Here is an 18,336-nt window from a genome sequence, read left to right as displayed (position 1 = left end):
CCAGCCACAAAGGCTGGCAACGAGTAAGTCTCGCGTGCGCCCCTCGAATCACATCCCGGTTCACCGCGTAGGTGACCGGGATCTTTTGACCCCGTTATGAAGGAGGAGAACCGATGACCGCTGCACGCAACTGTTCTAGCAATGCAAAAGCTCGATACCGCTGGAGCATTAGACCCAGGATGAGGCTGGCAAGCAGTGCTGAAGGAACGCTGGCGAATGTCGGTTGGGTGACACACGGAGCCGGATGCAGCTCGACGCGTGCTGCAGCCGCAAAGGGTGTCGGCGCTCCACCGAGCCACGGACGTTCGAGGCGGTACCGCCGAGCCACGATCAGCGGCCAGTATCGCCCCCATCAACAGCGGTGGGTTGGCCCGGTGGTTCGAAACGTACTGAAGGGGTCGGCGGCTCCGGCGTGCATTTACTGTGGCGGTAACTGCGAGATCGCCCACAGGCTGAAAAGTTGCGTCAATATTGAGCGCTGCGAAGAGCATTGGCGATGCTTGTCGGCCGCGTGTGTGAGCCGCGGACGGGTTGTCGTCATTCGCAGGTATCCGCTCGAGGACTACGAGCGACGGTAGGGCATCGCTTCGGAGCCATGTCTGGCGTCAGCAGCTGAGCCGTGGTGAAATGGGTGCCCCGAAGCCTCGGCGTCTCCGATGGGACGCAACGCTATTCGCAGGCTAGAGGAAATGAGCGATCGAATTCTCGTCCCTGCCTCGGCCTATGATTCGGTGCATGTCCGATGCGGCGAGCACCGAGACCTGCGACTGCACGTACCCGCATCCGACCCCGGAGGGGCTCTGTGTGAACCTGTCGTTGCGCCGTGAAGCTCCAGAGGGCTCTGCGCTGAGCTGGGTGAGGTTGCCGTTGTCCTCGCGGGAACCGCAGACGTTGCCGCCGACCAGTGGTGTCCCGCCCCAGTTTCCGGCGTCGCGGGCGTAGTCGAGGAACAGTTCCAGGGAACGTGCGGTGATGTCAGACGTGGTGTGCATCGTCGCTGCTGGCGGTTCCGGACCTGTAGTGGGGCGCGAGGCTGCGACAGCTTGAGAGACGTGGCACCGCTGGCGGCGATCAGCTCCGGTTGAGCTCGAGTGTGGCGGATCCGTGGGCGGAGCGATCTCAGCGTGTGGTGATCGACCGGCCGGCGAACTCCTCAAGCTGTGCGCGGCGATGCGGGGTCAATCGGGACCACACCTGATTGAACGGCCACCACTGCCCGCCCGACTGACCGTCGCTGCTGGACGGCCCCCACTCAGCGCTGCACTGCTGCGGTGGCCCAAGATCGACAACAGATCGCCCGCAGAGGTAAGCCAACAGGCTCGGGGACACGCGAAATGGGACAGGGTCGGATACCGCGACGAACTCAGCGTCGTCGATCCCGATACGCCACTCGGACGTTTTCTTGAACAGGAAGTCGAAGAACCCCGTCACGGCCTCAGCGAGCGCATCCACCGGATCCTGCATAGTCGGCCTCTCGGAGAACTTTCGCCATATCGTCTCGATGGCGGTTGCGCCGGCGGAGAAGCCGTGACTCTGCAGCGCGCCTAATCGTGACCGCACCTCGACCAAGACCGGTGGATCATCCATCCGCTGCGCGGTGACCCAGAAATCCGCCGCATCGCTGTTCGCGTAGCGGTCTTCGTCTTCGGGGTGGGTGAGCAGGTACACGGCCCGCAGCGCGTCCCACGTCGCTTCGGGGGCTCGTTCTGCCCAGCTACCCGCACGGTAGGCGCTGGCGGTCGTTGACACCGTTCTGATGCGGTCAGGATCAGCGGTCGAGAAGTTCGGCTTCGTAGCCAGATGCTCTTGCACATCGGCGAGGGGGATGTCCCAGAGCGCAGCTATTGCCGCGGTCTGATCGGGGACGGGTGTTGGCCGGAATCCGTCCCGCAGGATCGCAGTTGCCAGCGACTGGCGGGTGCCGTGGTACACGGTGACTTTGATGTCGCCGAGTGCAGCGATCGGGGCGGGTGGTGATGTCATCGCCGAGGATCATCGCAGAGACGGTTACGGCAGAGGGCTCCGGAACGCTCCCGCAGGGCGGTAGGTGGGCCGTGGGGTACAGGCGCTACGGCGATCTTCGCGGTCGCCTATCGCGCCGGCAACCTCGCGCGCCGCAGGCGTGTAGGCGGCGTCAGCGCTGGTTAGCGTGCGGCGACACGCAACCGCGAAACGAAGGGGCGCAACATGGCGCATACAACGGTGAACAGTCTGCGCGAGGTCGCGGCGATGATCCCGGCCGATCAGGCCCAGATGGCCGTGGCGAAGGTGCTGGCTTCACTGGGCGCTTTCGAGTCCTGGAACGCCGACACGCTGGACGCCGTCGCGGAGGCGGTCCGGGATTTCAACGGCGTCGGCGGCCTACCGCCGATCTTCGACCAGGACGACGATGCGGTCGAGTTCTGGAAATGCATTTCCTGAACACCAGGACGTGACATGAGCTGGCACCGTTCGCAGGACCACGCAGCGGTGGCATTCGCTGATACCTGCCTGTGCCGATGCCGCTACGCGGCGGCTCGGCGTTGAGGTCAACCCGGTGACCGTCACGGTGAATGCGGCAGTAGGTCCGTCCCACCGCCCGGGCCGGGGGCGGTGGCCGGATCCGGAAGGTATCGGGCTAGCACACGGGTGACCTCCAGCTCTCCGTCATAGCGAACGCTGATGCCCTCACCGATCGGCTTGATCGTCGACCTGTCAGGTGTGGCCTCGGTGTAAATCCCTCGAAAGAACAGGCTCTGTTTGCCGACGTCGATCGTTTCGCCGCCGAGTTCGATCTTGAGCGCTTTGATCGTTACGAACTCATAGATGCGGTCGAGCTCGCGTTCGATCGACGGTTCCTCGGCTGGGTGGTACACGCTGGACTCTCCAGACATTGCACCTGTAACGGCCTCACCGGACACAATCCTGGCAACCTCGACGATGCGCACGGCATCGTCGCCTGACATCTCGACCGGCATTTTCAGAAGCCGGGGAACGTGGTCTTGGATCTTGGCGAGCGCCTCGCAGACCAATGCCCATTTCGCCGAGTCTCCATCACGGTCGGTATCGATGGTGGCAACGACCCCGTAGTCTCGTGGTCCGAAAGCCGGGGCGAACGCGAGTCGGTTCGGTGCTCGCCAGGCGGACAGCACCTTGAGACTGTCGACAAGCTCCGCGGGGCGACGACCAGCCAGGTCATAGTCGACGCCCAGCGCCATGGTCCCGTCGACCCGGCCTGCCGTCGTCAACATCTCGAGCGTGAACAGGTCGGCCTGGTCGGCGAATACGCTGCGTAGGCCGCGCTCACCTGTGGATAGCTCTGTGCGCCTGATGGTGGTGCTGGCGATGACGGTTTCTGAGTCGGGCTCGACAATGGCGAGGATCAGTTCCGCAGGGTCTGCGTTCGGGTCCTCGGGCATGGCCAACACCTGAAGACCGCCACTCTGAAGCTCACCTCCGAGCCCTCCCGGAAGTCCGAGTGATCCTGACACGGTCCCCAGCGGCATCGTTACGGGTGCTCCGTAATCGATGAACTTCTGAAACCGCTGGCGAAGCCCGGCGTTGCCTTCGGGAACTTTGATCTGGAGGTGGCCGCGCACGGGGGACTCTTCTAGGGCAGCGTTCGACACGGCGTAGATCTTGACTGCGATCCACACCGATTCGTACTGCGTGGCGTGCACACCAACGAGCCCAGGCTCGCCAGATGTTTCAGTAGGTGGAGGACTGTCCGAAACCGAGAACTCGTAACGATAAAACGGGTCGTGTTCGTTGAGAGCGTTGTAGATCGACCTGAGGTCGGGCATCACGTCGGAGGCGGTAAGTGGTTCGTCTGGTTGCCGTCCGCTGCGCCGAGCGATGACCGCGGTGAGGTCGTTCATGGCGGCCCGAAGGCGATCTTTGCCGTCGTGGAGGTAGTAGTCGACGATCTTGGGGTATTGCGCGGCCTTGGTGTCGCAGTACAGAAGGCCGTGCGTCTCGCAGGGGAATCCAGCGTCTTTGGTGAGGTCCTTGAGCCACCGGGCAAGGTTGTGATCGGTGAGGTCTAGTGGCATGACCAGGTGCCACTCGGCGATCTCCCATCCCTCCTTCTTGCTGGTTTCAACGACGGTGGTGAATGACCTCGTGATTTTCTGCTTCTGGCTGCTGGTCAGGTTCTCGGCGAACTTCTTGACTTGATATACCGCGCGTTGCTTGGCGAATCCCTCGGGGCCGGGGACGAAGATATCTACACCGCCATCCCCTTGGCTCGGGCGGACGCGTACCGCATTCGGAAAGTCGCTGCAGATGAACATGCCGACGACAGCCTCGATCTCCTCGCCGGTTCGGCGCGTCCACTCAACTCTTCCCACGTTCGTCCCTTCCTCACTGCACCGCTGCGCTCTCGACGGCTCCGCGGTTTCAAGAGCGACTCAACCAGGTAGCGCGATCAACACGGCGGAGACACGCATCCGAGTTTGAGGACGGCCCGGGCGGCGGTTCCGGGTGACTGCTCCGCAACGCCCGTCACCGCCAGTTGTGGGTGTCCCAGGCGATCAGCGACCGCCCGCCGCGCGGCAAACTGACCCGCGGACTGAGCGACGCGGTGTCGCCCGTCCCCCTGTCAGCGCCCGTCGATACCGGCCAGGCAAAAAGCTGCGCCGCATCTGCGAGACGTGCGAGCCGGGGCGAACCTGCCCAGGCTGACCGGCTAGCACCGTCCCACCACGCACACCGCCCCGAGCCGAGACGGCGTCGGGGCGGTAACGGGAGAGGAATCAGACGCTAGCCCGGCGGCGAGTTCGGCGCACTTCACCCGAGATGGTGAATTGCATGCCCCAATGAGCCGCCATAGAGCCGCGCCGCGCGACTGTCACTGCCCGAGCACGTCACACCGCCGCGCCTGCAGGCTCAGGATTCCAGCTCCACCTGGCCGCTCAGCGCGGACAAGCAGCGCGAGCTGCGGAACAGCGAGTCGCGCGACGGACTCAGGCCTCCGCTACTTCGGCAGAGCGCTGTATAGCCGTTCGCAGTCCGGACACACGGGCATGTCGGTGTGGTCTCGACACGAGACGAAGTAGGCGCCGCAGAGTGCGCGAACCGATGAGCCCTCGACGGTGCTTCCCGCGATGTGGTCACGGTGCGCGTAGTGGCAGTGTTGGCCCGGCTCGGACTCGACGAGTTCGTGCCGCAGCACGTACGCGTCCAGTTCAGCGGCCCTGGCCCCCCAGCCGCCCACCTCGACGATGTTGGAGTAGGTGTTGCCGTAGCGGTCCCACCCCTCGTGAGGAGGATTCAGTGCTGTCAAGACGCGAATTGTGAGCTGCCACAGGAGGTGTTGTCCGGCGAACTCGGGTACGGGGTCGATGTCGACCACGATCTCGTCGGCTTCGTAATCGGGCTCACGTACGGGGTTGACCGTGATCGTCACCGTGGCCAGCCGTCCCTTACCCGGCACGGGGTGGTCGGCGGTGAAGCGCGCGGTCCCGCCAGCGTGGACCGTCCGCAATGCCTTGAGAACCTGGACTTGAACCAGCAGCTCCCACTCGGTGATCAGTCGGGAAGCCGTCTCCCGCTTGAGCAGTCGCACGTCGATCTCGGTGGGCATCCACCGCTGTGGCGCGTCTCCTGAGTTGTCGGCCTCGACGCGCACGTAGAAGTCGTCGTGGTCGTTGTGGTCGCCCTTGGCCAGACCGGCAACGACCAGCCAGTGCACACATGTCTCCGGGTCCCGCCACACCCCGCCTCGCCACTGACCGATTTTGATCTCCATGAGTCGCACCTGGGTGCTGCTGGCGATCGGTCCCACCGGGTTATCCTGCTCGGCCACCATTCCGAACGCTTCGGCCGCTTTGGCGATGATCGGGTGCGGCAACTCGCTCAACGGATGCAGGGCGTAGTAGTCGCCGGTTTCGAGCATCCGCCGCGGGTGCGGCGAAGACCAGCCGTCGGGGATATCTTCGGTGAGCACGCGAATGGTCGGTCGGGCACGTCGGCTGTGCATGCACGACATGATGCCCGACGCGCCCGACGGCCACCGCTGGTCTACAGCAGGTCGGTGACTTCGTCGACAGCTCCGGCGCGGGTCTTCTGCTGCGAAGCGAACCGCTGCGCGAGTTCGTGGCGGTCCTGCTGGCGACGGGCCTCGAAGTCGATCAGATCGTGCACGCGGATGCGGCGGTCACGGCCGACTCTGTTGAAGGGGATTTCACCGCGGTCGAGCAGCTTGTAGAGATGGGTTCGGCTCATCCCGAGCCGCTGCGCAGCGACGTTGGGGCTGACAACGTCGTCGGCGGCGACGGCGGTGAGCTTGGCTCCGTCGCGCACGCAACGAGTGATGTGCAGCAGGGCATCGCGCATCTGCGCTCCGGCGTTCTGGGCGTACGCGTCCAGAGCGGCGAGCTGCTCAGCGGTGATATTCGAAGTTTCGATGGTCTGCATGCCAACCGTCCACACATGTCACAGATGGTTTATAAGTCACAGATGACACTACTTGCATGCACGGACGTCGTCAATCGGATTCAGGTCACACCCCCCCGTTTCGCTTCTCTGCCGCGACCAACCGACCACGGTGAGTGTCAGACATGTGGGCCGCCCAGATTAAATCTCGACGCCACCGCCACCGCCACCGCGACCGCCACCGCGACCGCCACCGCGACCGCCACCGCGACCGCCACCGCGACCGCCACCGCGACCGCCACCGCCACCGCGACCGCGGCAGCCACCACGATCCAGATACTGAATTGCACCCTCGGCCGCCGGCAATAGAATCCTGCAGGTGGACGAGATCGCGCTGAGCAACCCCGGCCTGCAGCACGCGGCGGTGCAGCACACGGTGCTCGCCCAGGAGACCGCTGCCGGTATCCCCGTGGGCGGGACCGTCTCGGGGCAGGCCAGCTCAGCGGCGGTCTCAGCTGCCAACGCCGCAGTCACCGCCGCAGCAACTGCACTGGCCGCGTGGCTGTCCACCACCGGAGTCAAGGTCCGCACCGTCGGCGCTGTGATGACCGAGCAGGACCACGCCTCAGCTCGGCTGGTCGCCGCGGTGCACCCCACGGCCCGGATGTAGATGGCAGCGGTCGGGGGTGCGCCGGGTGCCGGTGCGGCGTTGCCCTCCCTGTCGCAGATCCTCAACTGGGATACCGCGCACCTGGTATCGGCCGCGCAGCAGTGGGCCTCGATCGCGGAGGGGTGGGAGGACAACTTCTCCATCGCCCACCGCGCGGCGCTGAACCCAGGCGGCACCGACTGGGACGGCGCGGCCGCCGAAGCGACCCAGCAGCGCACCCTGGCCGACCTGTACCAGGTGCGGGGTCTGGCCGACACTCTGCACGGTGCGGCGACGGTGGCCCGCACGGGTGCCGACCGGATCGACGCCGCCAAGAGCGCAGCCGTGGATGCGTTGCGCCGCGCGGATGCGGCGGGATTCGACGTCGGCGAGGACTTGTCGCTGAGCAGCCGCCGCGAGTTCACTGCAGCCGAGTACCCCGCCAAACTCGCCGAAGCCCAGGCGCTGTCCGCGGAGATCAACACCTGCGCAGCGCAACTCGCCGCTGCGGACACCGCGGTCGCTTCCGCGATCACCACGGCGGTCGCGCCCCTGGGCGAGGTCGCCTTCCCCGAAACGGTGCAGCTCGTCGACTTCAAGCAGGGACCGACGGACAAGCCGACACCGGAGCCCGGCGGCGAGAGTGGCGAGAAACCGAAGGACCCGTGGGCACCCCACCCGGATCACCCGAACCGCACCATCAACGGTAAGTACGGGCAGGGCAACAGCGGTGACGGTGACGCCGCGGCGAAGGCCGCCCTCGATAAGCGTGAACAGGACTCCGGCATCCCGCTGATCCGTCAGGAGGTACGGGCGACCCACCCCGACATGATCAACAAACAAACGCAGAAACCCCAGGGTCGCTACTACGACGCGCTTGAGCCCACTGGCAACCCCGACGAATACATCGGCATCGAGGCGAAGACGAACCCCGGTGCGCTAAGGGCCAACCAGCAGGAGTTCGACGCGGCCGTCTCACCTGACCGGCCGGCGACGGCGACGCTCAACGGGCGCGAAATCACGATCGTGGATGCGGACGTGGAGTATCCGCCGCAAGGATGGGTCCCGCCGTCCGCAGGTGAGCAACCCGGCCCGAGTGTGAGTCAAGGAGCGGTTGTCGCGCCGGCTGAGCCGGGACGTCCCGTCGCAGGTCCTGGCGGTGCGACGCCTCCCACGCCAGCGACAACGGGCGCCGGCGGGGGCTGGGGTACGCAGCTCACACCGCAGCAGATGATCGACAGTGGCGACCCGGCGTTGCGGGTGGCTGGTCTGGAGATTCGGCGCAGGATGGCCGAGAAGGGCATCGTCGACCCCAGCGGGACCGCCTAACGCTGCGGCGTGCTTCGCAGGTCGATGTTCTGGCCGTCGGCGGTGTAGCCCTCAACGGGCCGCAGCACGTAGCCGGGCGGGATGTCGCCGGTCTTGTAGTAGGTGAAGAAGATGTCCCCGGCCTCCTCTGCCTCGAACACCTCGGGGGCGCTGACGAACTCGGGACCACGCGGCAGCTCGATCGGCACGTCGATGGGCGGATTGCCTTCGTGGGCGTGGCCGATCACGTAGCGCACGCCGACGGCCCCCCACTGCGCACCGCCGGGTTTGCGGATATCGAGCTGCATCTTGTCGGCGCTCCCGCCGGCCTGCAGGTACTCCGGGGTGTCCCCATGACGGACCCACTCAATGCCCTTGCCGGGCGGCAGCGGGGACAAGGTGATGAACCAACGCTCCACCCCGTCCAGCTGGCGCAGTGGGCTGACAAACTGCAACAGGCCCGAGCCGCCGCCCTTCAACGTTGCCCTGCCGCTGCTGAACTCCATCGCGTGGGTCGGGATTCCCATGTCGATCACCCTAACCGGCGGTGAGGACAGCTCGCGCCGCTCGGCTTCGGCAGCAGTTCTTTGGCGACCGGTCCGAGGAGATCACAGACTTGCTGCGCCGCGTGTCAGCGATCCGGACCTACAAGCGCGACACGACCATGTCGACCAAGCCGACCACCGCGTCGACGTGCGACTGACCACCCCAAACCGTCGGTGTGGGACCGGGTGACATCGTCTCGGAATGGGAGAGCTGCGAGGGTCCCGATCATGTCAGGTCAGTTGAGGTTGGTTCGGGTGGTGCGGATGTCGACGCTGGCGTGGGCTTCTTGGAAGCTTTGGTCAGAAACCAGAGTCAGCCGGGCGCTGTCGTGGAATTGCCGCAGCGTGGTGGCGCCGCATGAGGTCATGGTCGCTTTGATCTTGGCTATTATCAGTGCGAGGCCTTCGTTGAGGTCACCGGCGTAAGGCACGTACCCGTCGACGCCTTCTTCGAACGTCAGCCCGGTGCCGGGTTGTTCGTAGCGTTGCCAGTTGCGGGCACGGTAGGAGCCCTCACCCCAATATTCTTTGACATAGCCGTCGGCGGTCGGCACTTTCGCCCCGGGTGCCTGATCGAATCGGGCGAAGTAGCGGCCCATCATGACGAAATCCGCGCCCATCGCCAGTGCCAGTGCCATGTGATAGTCCAGCTGCAAGCCGCCGTCGGAGCACACCGGCACGTACTGGCCGGTGCGCTGAGCGTAGGCATCGCGAGCGGCCGCGACGTCGAGCACCGCGCTGGCTTGGCCGCGGCCGATACCTTTCTGGTCGCGGGTGATGCAGATCGATCCGCCGCCAACACCGATCTTGACGAAGTCGGCACCGGCGTCGGCCAGGTACTCGAATGCTTGCCTGTCGACGACGTTGCCCGCTCCGATCACCACCTCGGGATATTGGGTTTTCACCCAGTCCAGCGCGTGGGCCTGCCACTCGCTGTAGCCGTCGGAGGAGTCCAGGCACAGTGCGTCGGCGCCGGCGTCCAGGAGTGCAGGGATCCGCTCGCGGTAGTCGTGAGTATTGACCCCCGCACCGACCCGTAGCCGTTTGTCCGCGTCGACCAACTGATGGGGATGGCGCTTGTTGTCGGTGTAATCAGATCGAAAGACCAAGTGCTGCAGGTGGTTATCGGCATCGATGACGGGTAGGCAGTCCAGGCGCTGCTCCCACAGCCTGGAATTGGCCTCAGAAAGCGTGATGTCAGATTCGGCGACGGCCAGATCGGCGATCGCCACCATCCGACTGCTGACCGGTGCGCGCAGGTCGTGGCGCTGCGGATGAAAGTCGCGGGAGCTGATCAACCCGAGCAGCCGGCCGTGAGCGCTGCCGTCCTCGGTGACCGCGGCGGTGCTGTGCCCGGTGCGCTGCATGGCATTCCACAGATCCCCCAAGGTGTGCTCGGGTTGCACGTTCGTGTCACTCACGACGAATCCAGCCTTGAAGGCCTTCACTGCTCGGATATCGGCGACCTGCTCGGCAATGGGGCGATTGTGGTGCAGAAAGCTAAGTCCGCCGTGGCGGCCCAGCGCAATCGCCAACTCCGGCGAGCTGACCGCCTGCATGATCGCCGAGGTGAACGGCACCTGCAGTTGAAGCCTCGAATGCGCCCCGACGGCGTGACGCGCCAGCGGCGCCACAAGTTGAACGTCGTCAACCCGGCATTCGACTGATGTTTTGTTGGGCAGGAGCAGGAATTCGTTGAATGTGCGGGAGATACCCTCGACGATCTGTGCCATAGACCAGCTTGACTGATGGCGTGCACGAGATCAAATCAGCCGCGCCGCCTTCTTTGAGTGGCTGTCGGTGGTGAACTGAGCCAAGACGATTCAGATACCGCCGAGGCTTTGGTCCAGGCGGATATCAGCCCTTCCAGTCCGATACGTGCTCGCGCGACCACGCGCCGCCTGCTCGCCGGCGTCCCGGATCAGTCGAAGATCCCAGGCATGACCGACGACGAATACCCCGACCAGGCCACGCGGGAGCAGCTATGCGGCGTGGTGGTGTCACTCGACGGATACGCGGCTCGGGTCAGTGGGTGGGGGCAGCCGGTCGCCGAGGTGTCGTGGCGCGACGGCCCCGGCTACATCAGCGTTGCCTGGCGCATCGTGGCCCGCGTCGTCGAGGCCGGCGGGGACTTTCATTCGGACGTTCACGCCACCACCCGCAGCGGGACGTGACATGCTTCTGGCCAGCGCAGACGTTCGAATGAGGCCCGCCGGTGCCGGGCGGGAACCAGCTGGCAGACACCGGATTTCGGCGTCGAACCGGGACCGGAGCACAGTCACCCGTGTTTGATCGGCGCTGACCGCTGAGAATTTCTATTCCCGCAACAGGTACTGGATCGGCGCTGGTCAGGGCTTTTCAGGGGTCAGTGAGGGGCTGGATGGATCGCAGAGCGGCGTGAGAGGCGAGGGGCAGCTTCCGAACGGTGCCGTGTTGAACTGCGGAATCTCCCTCCCGGGAAAAGCGAATCGTTCATTTCCCCAGCATCAAAGTGGCGCGGGACGCGCGCGTGGGCGGTAGCTGTGCGTCGAACCTGTGGTCGCGCCGGTAGGCCGCTAGGCAACCTGAATAGGTTCGTCCACTTCGATGCTGCCTTCGATGACACCGCGTTCTGTCAATTCCACCGAGAATGTGCCGACCACTTCGAAGCCGGCAACCACCGTGCGGGTGGAGTTGCGTGGATTCGGGTCAGTGACGGTCACCAGGCGACGCCAGGGCCGGGATTGAGGCCACTATTTCCCGCGAAAGGCCGTTCGTTACTGGGATAGTGCAGCGGCGAGGTCATCAGGGATGGGCATGGGTGTCATGAGGCCCGCGGCTACGCGGCCGGTGTTGCCTTCGGGATAGCGCCCGCTCAGTGAGCCGGGCGCAGCGACGATGATCCGCACGATCTGGCCCAGGGCTTCGCGCCGGTCGTGTTGGTGCAGCGCGAGGGCGAGCATCGCGATGTGGTTACGGGTGTGCAGCCCGGGGTCGGGTTGGGAGATGATGTGAGCCCGTTCGAGGTGGTGCCAGCGGGCGTCCGCTGTGTAGGCCGACTTGGCGGCAGCCATCTCGTTCCGGTAGATCCTGTGGGCGTTCTCGGAGACGCGAGCCATGAGTCCTCTACTCGGTTAGTTGTTGTCGAAGACATCGCAGTTGTGGTCACCGGCTGTTGTCTTTGGTATCGACCGGCGCGCTCGACTGTCAGCCATGGACTGCGTAATGCGGCGGGGATGCGGGTTGGGTGGCCGGCGTGATGGCCAGCGGTGTGGTGCGGCCGGCCCGTACGCCGTTGGCGATCACGGCGATCTCGGCGAGTTCGTGCACCAATACGACGGCGGCCAGGCCGAGAACACCGAACAGCGCCAGCGGGATCAGGGCGGCGATCAAGGCCAGGGAAAGGCCCACGTTCTGCAGCATGATGCGTCGCGCCTGTCGGGCGTGGCGGAAGGTCTGGGGCAGATGCCGCAGGTCTTCGCCCATCAACGCCACGTCGGCGGTCTCGATGGCCACATCAGCGCCCATGGCACCCATCGCGATGCCGAGGTCGGCGCTCGCCAGCGCGGGGGCGTCGTTGATGCCGTCACCAACCATGGCGGTCGGGCGCTCGGCGCGTAGCTGCTGGATCAGTCGCGCTTTGTCTTCTGGGCGCAGTTCGGCGTGTACGGCGGTGATGCCGACGTCGTGGGCCAGCGCTTGTGCGGTGGCGTGGTTGTCGCCGGTGAGCATCGCCACCTGATAGCCGTCGCGGTGTAGTTGGGCGACGACGTCGGCGGCTTCGGGGCGCAGTTCGTCGCGTACGGCGATCGCCCCGAGTACTTGGCCGTGGTCTTCGACGAGGACGGCGGTGGCGCCGGCGCGCTGCATCCGCGCCACATCGCGGGCGAGTGGTCCGGGATCGAGCCAGCCGGGGCGGCCCAGGCGGATGGTGCGTCCGTCGCGGTGTCCGGTGAGCCCGGCGCCGGGCACGGCCTCGACGTCGGCGGCGGGGGTGATGTCGTCGACGGCGGCCAGGATCGCTGCGGCCAGCGGGTGTTCGCTGCGCGCTTCGAGGGCGGCGGCCAGCTCCAGAACCTGTTCGCGGGTGGCGCCGTTGGTGGTGGCCACGTCGATGACGGCGGGCCGGTTGGCGGTCAGGGTGCCGGTTTTGTCGAGGGCCACCCCGCGCACGGCGCCGAGCGCCTCGAGTGCGGCACCGCCTTTGACCAAGGCCCCGAATTTGCTGGCGGCGCCGATCGCCGCGACCACGGTGACTGGTATCGAGATCGCCAACGCGCACGGCGACGCCGCCACGAGCACCACCAGGGCGCGTTCGATCCAGGTGGCCGGGTCGCCGAGAACGCTGCCGATGATCGCGATAAAAGTGGCGGCGATCATGATGCCGGGAACCAACGGTTTGGCGATGCGGTCGGCCAGCCGTTGTGAGGTTCCCTTGCGGGATTGTTCGGCCTCCACGATGCGCACGATGCGGGCCAGCGAGTTGTCGTCAGCGGTGGTGGTGACCGCGACTTCGAGTACGCCGGTGCCGTTGATCGCCCCGGCGAACACCTCATCGCCCGGTCCGGCTTCGACCGGCATTGATTCACCGGTGATGGCCGAGACATCCAACGCGGTGTGCCCCCCGCGGATGATCCCGTCGGTGGCGACCCGCTCGCCGGGTTTGACCAGCATCCGGTCCCCGATACGCAAATCTGCTGGGGCGACGACGGTTTCGGTTCCGTCGCGCAGGATGGTGGCCTGATCGGGGACCAGCGACAGCAGCGCGCGCAGTCCGCGGCGGGTGCGGGCCAGCGCGTATTCCTCCAGGCCTTCGCTGATGGAGAACAGGAACGCCAGCATGGCGGCCTCGCCGACCTCGCCGAGAAGTACCGCGCCCACCGCGGCGATGGTCATCAGCGTGCCCACACCGATCTTGCCCTTGGCCAACTGTCGCAGCGTCGACGGCACGAAGGTGGAGGCGCCGATCAGCAGGGCCACCGTCTGCAGTGTGAGCGCCACCGGCTCAGGGGCGTTCAACCAGCCGGCGATGAAGCCGGCCAGCAGAAACGCCCCAGCTATCGCTGCGAGCCGCAGTTCATTGACGTCCCAGAACCGTTGGGGCGCGTGGTCGTCACCGTGCTCGCCGCCGCGGGGTTCGTCGTCGCCGCAACCGCACGCGTCGCTCATCGCTTGCTCGCCCCCTTCTTGCTGGGTGTATCCGTGGGTGCATCAATGCCGTAGTTGGGGCACAGCTCGACGACGTTGCCGGTGGCGGCCAACAACGTCTCAGCCGAAGCGAGCATGTCGAGCAACTCGGGGCGGGTCAACGAATAGAACACCTGCCGGCCTTCGGGGCGCCCGGTGACCAGGCCGCAGTCCCGCAGACACGCCACATGGGCCGACACGGTGGACTGCGCCAGACCGAGCTCCCCGATCAGGTCGACCACTCTGGCTTCACATTGGGTGAGCCGTTGCAGGATCGCCAGCCGGGTCGGATCCGACAGGCTGTGAAACAGCGCCGCTGCCGGTGCGAGGTCGCAGGGCTTTCGCTCCACTAAAGTGTCCGTTGGCATCGCCATTTAACGATGATAGCGTCATGCCTGTACTGATCGCCAGGTGACGACGATACGAACTTCCAGACGTCGATCCGGTGGTCCCGGCTTCGGTAAGGCGGGGCCCAGGCGAACCCATAGCTCAAGGGGAGATCACCATCGCGCCGCAACGTAGTTGATCGCGGGAGGGCGCGAAGTATGTTGATGAACCGGGCTGAGATGACAGTGTTGAAATCCGCGCCGTTGCGGTGGTTGCAGGGCGCTATGAAGTGCGGTGCTGCTGCAGTTCGGTGGCCGGCGCCTTTCGGCATCGCGGACGCCCTTGAGGTGCCAGTCCCTCAGTAATCGTTCGAGCAGCCGGGCGGGCAAGGTGACGGACAAGCGCGCTGAATGTCCTGTGGCGAGGTGGACATCGGTCACCGAATTTCGTACTCTGATCGCGATCTGAGTATCTACTACGTACTTACGTAAGAAACTGAAAGTTTGCGTCATTGTGAATTCGTTTGCGCCTCAGCGCCGATTGCGCGCGATGGGCAAACGCGTTGCTTCGGGACTGGTCGCTGCCAGCATTATCGCCGCACTCCTTGCTACCGACGGCAGCGCTGATCCAGCGGCCGATGCGCTGACCCAGTTGACCGAATTGTCGCGTCAGGCTGAACAGACCACAGAGCAGATCCACACCGCTCAGATCGACCTCGACGAGAAGCTGTTGCTGCTAGAAACCGCCGAACGAAAGCAGGCAGTCGATCGTGCCGCCGCTGACGCCGCTGACGCGGGGATGGTCAAGTACCAGAGTGCAGTCGACAAGGTCGTCGCCGCCAGCTACATGGGTGGCCGAACTGGCGCTCTTGCTGCTGCGTTGACGGCCAGCTCTCCGCAACAGCTCATCGACCAGTTGGCAATACAGCAGACCGTCGGGTCGGAGATGGCTGCGCAGATGACGGCTTTCCGCTCCGCCCGCGTCCGTGCTGCCACCGCGGCGGAACAGTCTAGGAAGTCGGCCTCCGAAGCCAAACAATCGTCCGACAAGTCCGCGGCTGTACGAGCGGATCTGCAGGCGAAACAGGGCGAACTCGCAATACAGATCGCTGCCGTGCAGGGCCGCTACGACACCCTGACACCTGATCAGCGCGCCGTTCTGGCCGACCCGGGGCCGCAGTCCCCACCACTGCCCGCAAGTCCACCGGTAGCCGACCCGAGTATCGTCGCTATGCCGGGACGAACCGCTGATGATCCGGCCGGGGGCGGCATCGCGGTCGTTCAGGCCGCGCTGTCGCGGGTGGGGTCGCCCTACTCATGGGGGGCAACCGGCCCCGACGCGTTCGATTGCTCAGGACTGATCAAATGGGCGTTCCTGCAGAACGGCAAGTCGTTGCCGCGCTCTAGTCAGGCCCTGGCCGGAGGCGGGCAGCCAGTCGCGGTCGCCGATCTCAAGCCGGGCGACATTGTCACGTTCTATGCCGATGTCTCACACGCTGGCATCTACATCGGAGACGGCATGATGGTTCACGCGTCGACGTTCGGCACACCGGTGAAAGTGGCGCCCATCTCGTCGGCACCCATCCACAACGCCCGCCGGTACTAGAGCAGGCTTCCCGGCGCCGCCCTAACCATTGAAGAAGGTCGCGGTGAGTCTGGTCCATGACTGGACCTCGTCGACCGTCCGGGCCACGTGCAGCGTGCAGTCAGGAATGAGATCAGCGATCCGCTCGGCGGTTGCCGTCGGGTGCAGAGGGTCGGTGTCCCAGGCCAAGACCAGTGTGGGCTGCCGAATGGAGGTGAGGCGGTGTGGGTCGGGGAGGTCAGACGAGCCGACGCCGCGCAGTGCCGAGGACGCCACGGCATCGGACACACCGGGGGTGAACTGACCTTGCGGATAGTCGGCGAAGATCGGCAGTGGGGGTGCTTCGGCCCACCGTTGTCGCCATGCGGTCGGGCCGATGTCGTCGATGAGGTCAGCGGTCTCGAAGTACCACTGACGTCTCTGGTCAGGACCGGTTTCCCACGCGACGGGCGGGATCAGCAGCGCCAACCGTCGGAAACGCTCAGGGGCATCCAGTACGGCGTACAGCGCCGCTGCGGCCCCCAGCGAGGAACCCGCGAAGTCGATCGGTTCATCCAGGCCAGCGACGTCAAGCACACCAAGCAGGTCGGTGGCGGCCTGTTCGAAGCGGTAGTCGGCGGGTTCCGGGCGGCCGGAGGACAGTCCATGCCCACGTTGGTCGTAGGTGAGCAGGCGTCGTCCTTCTGCGATGGCATCGATGTCAAAGACGCCGAGCCCGCGCACGATTGTCCGGCTCATGAGCACACCGTGCCCATAACCGATCGGCACCGCGATGTCCGGTCCGTTGAGTTGGTAGGCGATCGTGGCGCCGGTAGTTACGAAGTGCTGGTCGTTCGGCATGGGATTCCTTTCCTGGCGGGCATCGGTGAAGATTGAGAAGGCGTGTTTGAGACGGCGGTCGGACTCGTTGATTCCGACCGCCTGATTCGATGGACGGCAGGACGCGCACCATCACCTTCCCCGACTGGCTGTCGTGACCGTAGACGCGCCCGTGGCGATACTCCGGCGCGTGAAAGTCAGCACTTCCCTTGAGCGACAGAGATTCCCAAGACTCACCGGCGTCGGTACTCTTGATCGGGCCGACGGGCGGCGGTTGTTGAGGATCTGCCGGCACCGGAGGGCCGCCGGCCAGAAGTTCAGCAGCACCGGGGACGGTGAACCCATGCAATCTTGCATCAGATCGCCGACGAGTTGCGGCGATTGATTATCGCGTACCTGGAAGGGCCCGTAATGCGTTGTCACATACCACATTGCGTCAGCAGCATTGATGCCACGACCATGGATGTGCACCACGCCCGGCACCAACGCGGGGTTGTCCTCCGCGGTACTCGACAAGCAAGCCACGTCCAACGCTCCGGGCGGGCCGACCGCAAGGACACCGCACGGCTTCATTACAAGTCCTTTCAGTCGTCGACGAATCTACGTATCCTCATAGTAGATTGACCCGCAGCGCAATCGGGTGACGGCGGCCATGACGGCGAGGAGCGCGGTTCTGCGGTGATCGAGGCAGACGGGTCTTTACCAAATCTTCATCGGAAGGCGAACCGACCCATACTTGAACTCTCGAAGCTGGAGTCAACCGGCGGCTACAGCGCGCGTCGGGTGAACGGACGTTGTCACGGACATTGGTCAAGGAAGGATGTGCGATGCAGCACAAACGATATGGATACGGGCTCGCGGCGACGGTGGCGGCGGCCCTTGTCGTCAGTGCCTGCTCGAACGCGGCAAGCGATACCCAGGCTTCGTCGACCACCTCGGTGGCGTCGTCCGCCTCCACCAGCGCCGCCAGCAACAACGCCGCGCACAATGACGCCGACGTGGCCTTTACACAGGGCATGATTCCGCATCATCAGCAGGCGATCGAGATGAGCGACATGATTCTCGGCAAACAGGGCATCGACCCCCAGATTGTGTCGCTGGCCAACCAAATCAAGAACGCGCAAGGTCCAGAGATCGAGCAGTTGCAGGGCTGGCTGCAAGAGTGGGGCGCCTCGTCCACGCCGGCGCCCAGCAGCAGCGGTATGCCCGGGCACGACATGCCGGGCCACGACATGTCCGGCGGCGGTGACATGGGTCAGATGCCGGGCATGGCTGGTGGCGGTCACGGGATGATGTCTGACGCCGACATGGCCGCGCTGCAGAACGCACAAGGTGCCGAGGCCGGGCGGTTGTTCCTGTCCCAGATGATCGAGCACCACGAGGGTGCGATCACCATGGCCCAACCGGAGATCGACAACGGGCAGTTCCCCGCGGCGGTCGACATGGCACGAACCATAGTTTTCACGCAGCAGGAGGAGATCACCACCATGCAAGAACTCCTGGACAAGCAATGAGCCGGTCGCGCTAGAAGACGCGCCGTCCCCGCCGTCCCCGCCGACGCCGCCGCGGCACGGTAGAATAATT

General features: G+C 65.3%; 19 protein-coding genes. 6 read left to right on the top strand and 13 right to left on the bottom strand.

From position 1 onward, the window contains the following. Nucleotides 1-680 precede the first annotated feature (680 nt). Both RCP80_RS14870 and RCP80_RS14865 read right to left on the bottom strand, forming a co-directional pair. On the bottom strand, nucleotides 681-992 hold the full coding sequence (locus RCP80_RS14870) for a hypothetical protein (RefSeq protein WP_308478402.1): 312 nt from the start codon (nucleotides 990-992) through the stop codon (nucleotides 681-683). Between the two features lie 127 nt (nucleotides 993-1,119). After that, nucleotides 1,120-1,983 carry a hypothetical protein gene (locus RCP80_RS14865; RefSeq protein WP_308478401.1) on the bottom strand — a complete coding sequence of 288 codons (864 nt, stop codon included), beginning with the start codon at nucleotides 1,981-1,983 and terminating at the stop codon, nucleotides 1,120-1,122. A 204-nt stretch (nucleotides 1,984-2,187) separates the two neighbouring features. Here RCP80_RS14865 and RCP80_RS14860 point away from each other — a divergent pair, with 204 nt between their 5' ends. Beyond that, nucleotides 2,188-2,421: a hypothetical protein gene (locus tag RCP80_RS14860; protein WP_308478400.1), complete on the top strand. Its 234-nt coding sequence runs from the start codon at nucleotides 2,188-2,190 to the stop codon at nucleotides 2,419-2,421. A gap of 122 nt (nucleotides 2,422-2,543) precedes the next feature. Here RCP80_RS14860 and RCP80_RS14855 read toward each other — a convergent pair whose 3' ends face one another. The 4 genes from RCP80_RS14855 to RCP80_RS14840 all read right to left on the bottom strand — a co-directional run bounded on the left by RCP80_RS14855 (nucleotide 2,544) and on the right by RCP80_RS14840 (nucleotide 6,704). Further along, entirely contained in the window at nucleotides 2,544-4,328 is a 1,785-nt protein-coding gene (locus RCP80_RS14855) for a hypothetical protein (RefSeq protein ID WP_308478398.1), read from the bottom strand. Nucleotides 4,329-4,954: 626 nt separating this feature from the next. Next, nucleotides 4,955-5,959: a DUF3039 domain-containing protein gene (locus RCP80_RS14850; protein ID WP_308478397.1), complete on the bottom strand. Its 1,005-nt coding sequence runs from the start codon at nucleotides 5,957-5,959 to the stop codon at nucleotides 4,955-4,957. Between the two features lie 41 nt (nucleotides 5,960-6,000). Next, nucleotides 6,001-6,396 (bottom strand): helix-turn-helix domain-containing protein, encoded by a 396-nt coding sequence (locus tag RCP80_RS14845; protein WP_308478396.1) that lies wholly within the window; start codon nucleotides 6,394-6,396, stop codon nucleotides 6,001-6,003. Between the two features lie 137 nt (nucleotides 6,397-6,533). Continuing rightward, complete coding sequence (locus tag RCP80_RS14840; RefSeq protein ID WP_308478395.1) at nucleotides 6,534-6,704, bottom strand: hypothetical protein; 171 nt, start codon at nucleotides 6,702-6,704, stop codon at nucleotides 6,534-6,536. Nucleotides 6,705-6,733: 29 nt separating this feature from the next. Here RCP80_RS14840 and RCP80_RS14835 point away from each other — a divergent pair, with 29 nt between their 5' ends. Next, a complete protein-coding gene (locus RCP80_RS14835; RefSeq protein WP_308478394.1) occupies nucleotides 6,734-7,024 on the top strand; it encodes a hypothetical protein in 291 nt (96 codons plus the stop codon). Further along, nucleotides 7,025-8,332, top strand: a complete 1,308-nt coding sequence (locus RCP80_RS14830) for a WXG100 family type VII secretion target (protein WP_308478393.1) — start codon at nucleotides 7,025-7,027, stop codon at nucleotides 8,330-8,332. Here RCP80_RS14830 and RCP80_RS14825 read toward each other — a convergent pair. Further along, entirely contained in the window at nucleotides 8,329-8,838 is a 510-nt protein-coding gene (locus RCP80_RS14825) for a hypothetical protein (RefSeq protein WP_308478392.1), read from the bottom strand. The genes RCP80_RS14830 and RCP80_RS14825 overlap by 4 nt on opposite strands. 254 nt (nucleotides 8,839-9,092) lie before the next feature. Then, a complete protein-coding gene (locus RCP80_RS14820) occupies nucleotides 9,093-10,589 on the bottom strand; it encodes an IMP dehydrogenase (RefSeq protein WP_308478391.1) in 1,497 nt (498 codons plus the stop codon). Nucleotides 10,590-10,796: 207 nt separating this feature from the next. Between RCP80_RS14820 and RCP80_RS14815 the strand changes: the two genes are divergently transcribed. Next, nucleotides 10,797-11,030: a hypothetical protein gene (locus RCP80_RS14815; RefSeq protein WP_308478390.1), complete on the top strand. Its 234-nt coding sequence runs from the start codon at nucleotides 10,797-10,799 to the stop codon at nucleotides 11,028-11,030. Between the two features lie 381 nt (nucleotides 11,031-11,411). On the opposite strand, the gene RCP80_RS14810 is transcribed toward RCP80_RS14815, so the two are convergent. From RCP80_RS14810 to RCP80_RS14795, 4 genes are all read right to left on the bottom strand, one after another. Further along, on the bottom strand, nucleotides 11,412-11,558 hold the full coding sequence (locus RCP80_RS14810; RefSeq protein ID WP_308478389.1) for a hypothetical protein: 147 nt from the start codon (nucleotides 11,556-11,558) through the stop codon (nucleotides 11,412-11,414). 54 nt (nucleotides 11,559-11,612) lie between these two features. Then, nucleotides 11,613-11,954, bottom strand: coding sequence for a DUF3703 domain-containing protein (locus RCP80_RS14805; protein WP_308478388.1), 342 nt, complete (start codon nucleotides 11,952-11,954; stop codon nucleotides 11,613-11,615). An 88-nt stretch (nucleotides 11,955-12,042) separates the two neighbouring features. Further along, a complete protein-coding gene (locus RCP80_RS14800; RefSeq protein WP_308478387.1) occupies nucleotides 12,043-14,004 on the bottom strand; it encodes a heavy metal translocating P-type ATPase in 1,962 nt (653 codons plus the stop codon). Then, nucleotides 14,001-14,396 carry an ArsR/SmtB family transcription factor gene (locus tag RCP80_RS14795; protein ID WP_308478386.1) on the bottom strand — a complete coding sequence of 132 codons (396 nt, stop codon included), beginning with the start codon at nucleotides 14,394-14,396 and terminating at the stop codon, nucleotides 14,001-14,003. The genes RCP80_RS14800 and RCP80_RS14795 overlap by 4 nt, the downstream gene beginning before the upstream one ends. A gap of 502 nt (nucleotides 14,397-14,898) precedes the next feature. On the opposite strand from RCP80_RS14795, the gene ripC reads away from it, so the two are divergent. Continuing rightward, the gene (ripC, locus tag RCP80_RS14790; protein WP_308482857.1) at nucleotides 14,899-15,954 is read left to right on the top strand and encodes a peptidoglycan hydrolase RipC; all 1,056 of its coding nucleotides are present in this window, start codon (nucleotides 14,899-14,901) and stop codon (nucleotides 15,952-15,954) included. Nucleotides 15,955-15,975: 21 nt separating this feature from the next. Here ripC and RCP80_RS14785 read toward each other — a convergent pair whose 3' ends face one another. Continuing rightward, nucleotides 15,976-16,773: an alpha/beta fold hydrolase gene (locus tag RCP80_RS14785; RefSeq protein ID WP_308478385.1), complete on the bottom strand. Its 798-nt coding sequence runs from the start codon at nucleotides 16,771-16,773 to the stop codon at nucleotides 15,976-15,978. Nucleotides 16,774-17,579: 806 nt separating this feature from the next. Between RCP80_RS14785 and RCP80_RS14780 the strand changes: the two genes are divergently transcribed. Then, nucleotides 17,580-18,266, top strand: a complete 687-nt coding sequence (locus tag RCP80_RS14780) for a DUF305 domain-containing protein (RefSeq protein ID WP_308478384.1) — start codon at nucleotides 17,580-17,582, stop codon at nucleotides 18,264-18,266. Nucleotides 18,267-18,336: the final 70 nt, after the last annotated feature.

It is taken from the genome of Mycolicibacterium sp. MU0053, from assembly GCF_963378095.1.
Lineage (GTDB): Bacteria > Actinomycetota > Actinomycetes > Mycobacteriales > Mycobacteriaceae > Mycobacterium > Mycobacterium burgundiense.
This window is presented reverse-complemented; position numbering and strand designations above follow the sequence as displayed.

Coding starts and splice junctions, on each gene's coding strand:
- RCP80_RS14870 (WP_308478402.1), bottom strand. CDS start 992: ATGCACACCACGTCTGACATCACCGCACGTTCCCTGGAACTGTTCCTC.
- RCP80_RS14865 (WP_308478401.1), bottom strand. CDS start 1,983: ATGACATCACCACCCGCCCCGATCGCTGCACTCGGCGACATCAAAGTC.
- RCP80_RS14860 (WP_308478400.1), top strand. CDS start 2,188: ATGGCGCATACAACGGTGAACAGTCTGCGCGAGGTCGCGGCGATGATC.
- RCP80_RS14850 (WP_308478397.1), bottom strand. CDS start 5,959: ATGCACAGCCGACGTGCCCGACCGACCATTCGCGTGCTCACCGAAGAT.
- RCP80_RS14845 (WP_308478396.1), bottom strand. CDS start 6,396: ATGCAGACCATCGAAACTTCGAATATCACCGCTGAGCAGCTCGCCGCT.
- RCP80_RS14830 (WP_308478393.1), top strand. CDS start 7,025: ATGGCAGCGGTCGGGGGTGCGCCGGGTGCCGGTGCGGCGTTGCCCTCC.
- RCP80_RS14825 (WP_308478392.1), bottom strand. CDS start 8,838: ATGGGAATCCCGACCCACGCGATGGAGTTCAGCAGCGGCAGGGCAACG.
- RCP80_RS14820 (WP_308478391.1), bottom strand. CDS start 10,589: ATGGCACAGATCGTCGAGGGTATCTCCCGCACATTCAACGAATTCCTG.
- RCP80_RS14815 (WP_308478390.1), top strand. CDS start 10,797: ATGACCGACGACGAATACCCCGACCAGGCCACGCGGGAGCAGCTATGC.
- RCP80_RS14805 (WP_308478388.1), bottom strand. CDS start 11,954: ATGGCTCGCGTCTCCGAGAACGCCCACAGGATCTACCGGAACGAGATG.
- RCP80_RS14800 (WP_308478387.1), bottom strand. CDS start 14,004: ATGAGCGACGCGTGCGGTTGCGGCGACGACGAACCCCGCGGCGGCGAG.
- RCP80_RS14795 (WP_308478386.1), bottom strand. CDS start 14,396: ATGGCGATGCCAACGGACACTTTAGTGGAGCGAAAGCCCTGCGACCTC.
- ripC (WP_308482857.1), top strand. CDS start 14,899: ATGGGCAAACGCGTTGCTTCGGGACTGGTCGCTGCCAGCATTATCGCC.
- RCP80_RS14785 (WP_308478385.1), bottom strand. CDS start 16,773: ATGCCGAACGACCAGCACTTCGTAACTACCGGCGCCACGATCGCCTAC.
- RCP80_RS14780 (WP_308478384.1), top strand. CDS start 17,580: ATGCAGCACAAACGATATGGATACGGGCTCGCGGCGACGGTGGCGGCG.